The 4,379-nt window shown below is 69.7% G+C and carries 5 protein-coding genes; 1 reads left to right on the top strand and 4 read right to left on the bottom strand.

Translation table 11 applies throughout. The features are described 5' to 3' along the window. A partial coding sequence (locus C7C46_RS23740) for a hypothetical protein (RefSeq protein ID WP_146259189.1) occupies positions 1-284 on the bottom strand: 284 nt, incomplete at its 3' end. A 5-nt stretch (positions 285-289) separates the two neighbouring features. Further along, positions 290-898: a sigma factor-like helix-turn-helix DNA-binding protein gene (locus C7C46_RS23735; RefSeq protein WP_181442489.1), complete on the bottom strand. Its 609-nt coding sequence runs from the start codon at positions 896-898 to the stop codon at positions 290-292. Positions 899-1,538: 640 nt separating this feature from the next. Between C7C46_RS23735 and C7C46_RS23730 the strand changes: the two genes are divergently transcribed. Beyond that, positions 1,539-1,949, top strand: a complete 411-nt coding sequence (locus tag C7C46_RS23730; protein ID WP_110671936.1) for a hypothetical protein — start codon at positions 1,539-1,541, stop codon at positions 1,947-1,949. A gap of 87 nt (positions 1,950-2,036) precedes the next feature. On the opposite strand, the gene C7C46_RS23725 is transcribed toward C7C46_RS23730, so the two are convergent. Both C7C46_RS23725 and C7C46_RS23720 read right to left on the bottom strand, forming a co-directional pair. Then, positions 2,037-2,453 carry a hypothetical protein gene (locus tag C7C46_RS23725; protein ID WP_181442488.1) on the bottom strand — a complete coding sequence of 139 codons (417 nt, stop codon included), beginning with the start codon at positions 2,451-2,453 and terminating at the stop codon, positions 2,037-2,039. Positions 2,454-2,875: 422 nt separating this feature from the next. Then, positions 2,876-3,961, bottom strand: a complete 1,086-nt coding sequence (locus C7C46_RS23720) for a pentapeptide repeat-containing protein (protein ID WP_181442487.1) — start codon at positions 3,959-3,961, stop codon at positions 2,876-2,878. Positions 3,962-4,379: the final 418 nt, after the last annotated feature.

Raw genomic sequence — 4,379 nt, 5'->3', positions numbered from 1 at the left:
GAACTCGGAACAGGCCCTAGGGCGTCGGCGCCGGGCTCGTTGATGACGAGCTTGGCCAGGGCCAACAGGTCGCGGCTAGCGTCGTCGAGCAGGGAGTTGCCCAGCGTTGCCGAGACGGGCGAGGCGGGCCCGGGCGCGCCAAGGCGAGGCGCCGCGGTGGGGGCCACCCTGCGGGCGGCCTGCTTCTCGGCAACGTAGCGGCGGCCAGCTTCGAGGTCGTAACGGGGGCGGGCGCCGGGAGTAGGGCCGGCGCCCTCCAGCAGGCGGTCGATGTCGTAGGTCATCGAGATCACTCCTGGTCGGACTTGGCGGGGCCGGGGTGCAGCAGGCGGCGCGGGGCGAGGAGGGCCCGGATCTTCGCCTTAGCTTGAGAGGTGAGCGAGCGGACCGTGGTCTCGTCGATGCCCATCGCCCGGGCGGTGCGCTCCACGCTGAAGCGGTTGAGGTAGCGCAGGATGATGACATCGAACTTGGCGCCGGAGGGCTCCAGGACCGCAGCCGCGACCGAGATGCCGACCTCAAGGTCGGTAGTGTCGGCGTCGATGTCGGCGATGAGCGGCTGGGCCTCGCGGTGCACCACAACGGAGAACACCATCCGTTCGACCAGCAGCCGGTGCTCGTCTCGGCGCGCCCGCTCGGCCTCGACGGTGCAACGCAGGGCTGCCCAGGCGTACGCGTGGGGGTTGGGCTCGGTCAGCACGCGGTCCCACCGGTCGGCGAGGGCGAGGAAGACCTCGTTCACCAGCGCCTGGGCGAGCGCGTGGTCGCCGAGGATCGTGAACGGGTAGTCGAAGTATGAATGGCCGTGGAGCTCCTGGAAGCCCCTGAAGGCTATGGGCAGGTCGGTCCGCCGCGACGACGCAGTGCCGGCGGCATCGGTGAAGGGCAGCTCGCTCATTACGCCTCCGCCTCCCCCGCCGCGTCCGGGACGCTGCCGCGCGGGCGCGGGGAGCCGGCGGTTCCGAGCACAAGGCCGCCCGAAGGACGGCAGAACCGGGCGGCGAGCCCGGCGGGAACGGGAGTGGGGGCACACATGGCGCGGGGTCCTTACTCGGCAGAGGCAGGGAGCCTGATGTGACGCTCCGTTGGGTGTTGATGGCCGGAGCGTGGCGACAGACAGCATCATGTCGGTCGAACACCGGGATCGTTCACGCCTCGAAGGTAAAGAGTTGCGGGGGGTCATATTCCGAGGTTTGGAACGCCGAACTGGCCGATAACATGACAGATCGACCCAATTCCTGACGATGGGCCACCGCAGTGGCCGCACGCAGACTTCAAGTCATGGAAGCGGGATCCCCGGATCGAACGGCCGAGGGGAACACGCGGCCGCACGCCCCCCCGGCAGCAGGTCGGCGCCCGGCTCACGGCGGAAAGTGACGGGTCATCACGCCCGGACGGCCATCAGGGACGCCGGTTCCCGGTGCGAGCGGCCGGTCCCGCTCCCACCGGGCGGCCTGGATCTTCGCATTCAGGCGCAGAGTCACGGAACAGGACGTAGCGTGGCTGGGTCTTGCCCGCTGGCAGATCGGAGGTTGCACGTGTTCGACCAGGCGACCGAACTCCCGCTCCACGTCGCTGCCGGAGTGCTGCTCGACGCCGCGCTCCTGTCGCTGATCCGCCCCAGCACCACCGCGTTCCGCAAGAAGTGGGCCGAGGGAGAGGCCACCTACGAGAGCGCGCAGTACGCCGGCCTTCCCGCCCCAACACCGGCGACGGCGCAGGCACTGCGGTGGCTGCTGATCCGCGACGAAGAGCGCGCCACCCGCACCTACGGCCTGATCGCCCACCAGGCCCGTCACCGGTACGACATCCCCGTGCCCTTCACCGCCGGCTGGCTGATCTCCGCCATCAAGTGGGGCGGCGGCGCAGCGAACTCCCTCCCCGTCGAGGCCAACGTCGACGCGTTCGTTCTGGCCGCCACCACCGAGGCCGCCTTCAAGCTGCTCTGACCCACCGTGCGGCATGCCGAAGGCGCCGACCACTTTGGGGGCCGGCGCCTTCGGCATGCCGCGGTCAGCTATGTGTGGCGGGGCCGCTCAGGTCGGGTCCTGCGGCGGGAAGTTGCGGTCGAGGATCTCGGTCCAGGTCGGCAGGGTGACGAAGCGGCCGGTGTCGTCGGCCTGGGCCTGGATGAGTTCCAGGAGGGCCGTGACGAACGGTGCTGCGGCGTTGTCGGCCGGGATTGTGGCGGCGGCCTCATGGAGCCGCTGGTGGGCGGCGGGGAAGGCATCCTTGGCCCTCCCGCCCTGTTCCTCGACCTTCGCGGCGCCGGCTTCCAGCAGGATCCGCTCGATCGTGTAGGTGGGGCACGTATCGGTGTGCCAGATCTCCGTGACGGTCATGTCCCGGCCGACGGAGATGGTGCGGACATCGCCGCCGTCCGGCCCGGCCTGGCAGTCCTGACAGTCGACATGGCGGCGGGTGCTCGGCTGCTCTTGGTGGGAGTCGGTCACAGGGCATCAGTTCCTTCCTGCGCTCCGGGCCGGGTGTGGGGCCCGGCCCGGAGCGTCTATCCAACGCCTCGCCGAACAGCAAGGTCAACACCATTCACCAGGGAACAGGCCGTCAGAACCGGCTGCGCCAGACGACGGGCCGAGCGGGCGGAGCAGGGCTCGGCGCAGCGGACAGACTGGATCCGGCGAGGAGCAGATCGGGCCGCTGAAGTCGGTGGCTTCGCCGCCGGGTTGAGCTGTACCTCTGCACGGCTAAGGCGTGCAGAGGCGCCGCTTGATGGCTTGCCCACCACCGCTGAACCAGGCCGAACACCGGCGTCCCCTGAGGCGCCGCAGCCACCAGGTGCTGCCCGCTGCGGGTCTCCGGCTCGGTGTTTCGCGTGACCCCTTGTCAAACCCGAACCAATGCCCGGGCCCAGGAGTCAGCCTCCGAGGTACTCGTGGTCGCAGGCCTCGATGTGCCGCGCAAGCTCGGGGTCCGCCGCGAGGCCGGGGTTGAGCAGCGTGGCTCTCGTAACGCGGCGCGCTTTGAGGAGTTGCTGGGGGCCATCGGTGATGGCGATAGCTGTACCGTCCGCTGCCATGAGCTGGGCTTCCATGAGGTCGGCGCCATCCAGTTTCGCCCTGGTGAGATGGGCGAAGTGCAGGATCGCGGAGCGCAAGGTGGACTCGCGCAGGTCGGCGCCGGTGAGGTCGGCTGTCGTCAGGTTGGCCTCCTCGAGGGACGTGTTGGACAAGTCCGCGCCGTCGGCGACCGCACCTTCGAGAGAGGCCTTCCAAAGGTTGGCTTTCCGCAGCCGGGCGCCGGTGAGTGAGGCCCTATCCAGTCGGCTTCCGACGAAGGTAGCGCCTTCGAGCCGTGCGGTCGCCAGTTCGGCGCCGCTGAGGTCGGCGTTGCTCAGGTCGATGCGGAACTGCTCCTCCCGTTCGGGGCGGTGTGCGAGGACGGTCAGGGCGGCCTGCACGTCGTCGGGCACCATACGGCGCGCTGCCGTGGTCGTGGTGCCGACCGGCTCGGGCGGCGGCATCGGCGAGCTCTGGCGGATGAAGGCGGCCAGGAGCTGGACGATGGTGTCGTGGTCCTTCTCGGAGTCCCGCATGATGCGCTGCAGCGCGTAGACACCGGCCATGCGTGCGGTGATGGCCTTCTCGTCGCTGGTGGCCAGCAGCCCGACGGCCTTGATGTACCGATCGGTGACCTGGCCTTCGCGGGTCAGCTCCTCCTGCTTTCGGTCCTTGTCGCGGGTGTGTTGAAGCGTCTTCGCGGTGAAGTACAGGCCGCCGACCCCGACGGTGCCGACGACCAGCGCGGCCAGTGCAGTGCGGAACCCGGCAACGACCGTGGCCCGTGGCCCGTCGTCCTTGCCCAGATGCCCCAGCTGCAGCCGGTCCAGAACCCACGGCCCTCGCCACAGCAGCAGGAACACCGCCACCACCGCGAGCAGGACTGCGGCTATCGCGATCGCGGTCTGCGGGCGGCTCGGTCGCTTCTCGTCAGTCCTGGCCACTGATCCTCCGTCACCTCGATGCGGCACCATGCCGCATGGCTTCCCGGACGATACCGACGCCCGCAGCGGCCAGCAGCCACCAGGAGCTGGGGCAGCAGGATGCGGCCGTCATGCGGACGTGGCCTCCCCCATAACAATTCTGGGGTCCGGGCCGCCCAGAAAGCGGCGGTACCTGGCCCGGTGCTCCCTGTTACCCGGGAGTCCGCCGAGACAGCCAGTCACGGGCGGATGCGGCGCACCTGGGGCGGGCGGGCGAGACCTGCACGGCGCCGCGCAGCGCGAGAGCTCCGGTGCGGGAGAGCTACTGTCGGCCCTAGACGAGTAGTTCCGATGTGATTAGTGGTCGTAGGCGATCAGCGAGCGGGTGACCGGTGCGCCGATCAGGTTGTTGTGCCAGATCCCTGCGGCCATCGCCAAG

It is taken from the genome of Streptomyces tateyamensis, assembly GCF_003205575.1.
Classification (GTDB): domain Bacteria; phylum Actinomycetota; class Actinomycetes; order Streptomycetales; family Streptomycetaceae; genus Kitasatospora; species Kitasatospora tateyamensis.
Note: the sequence above shows the minus strand (reverse complement) of the source record. Positions and strands in the feature narration are given on the sequence as shown.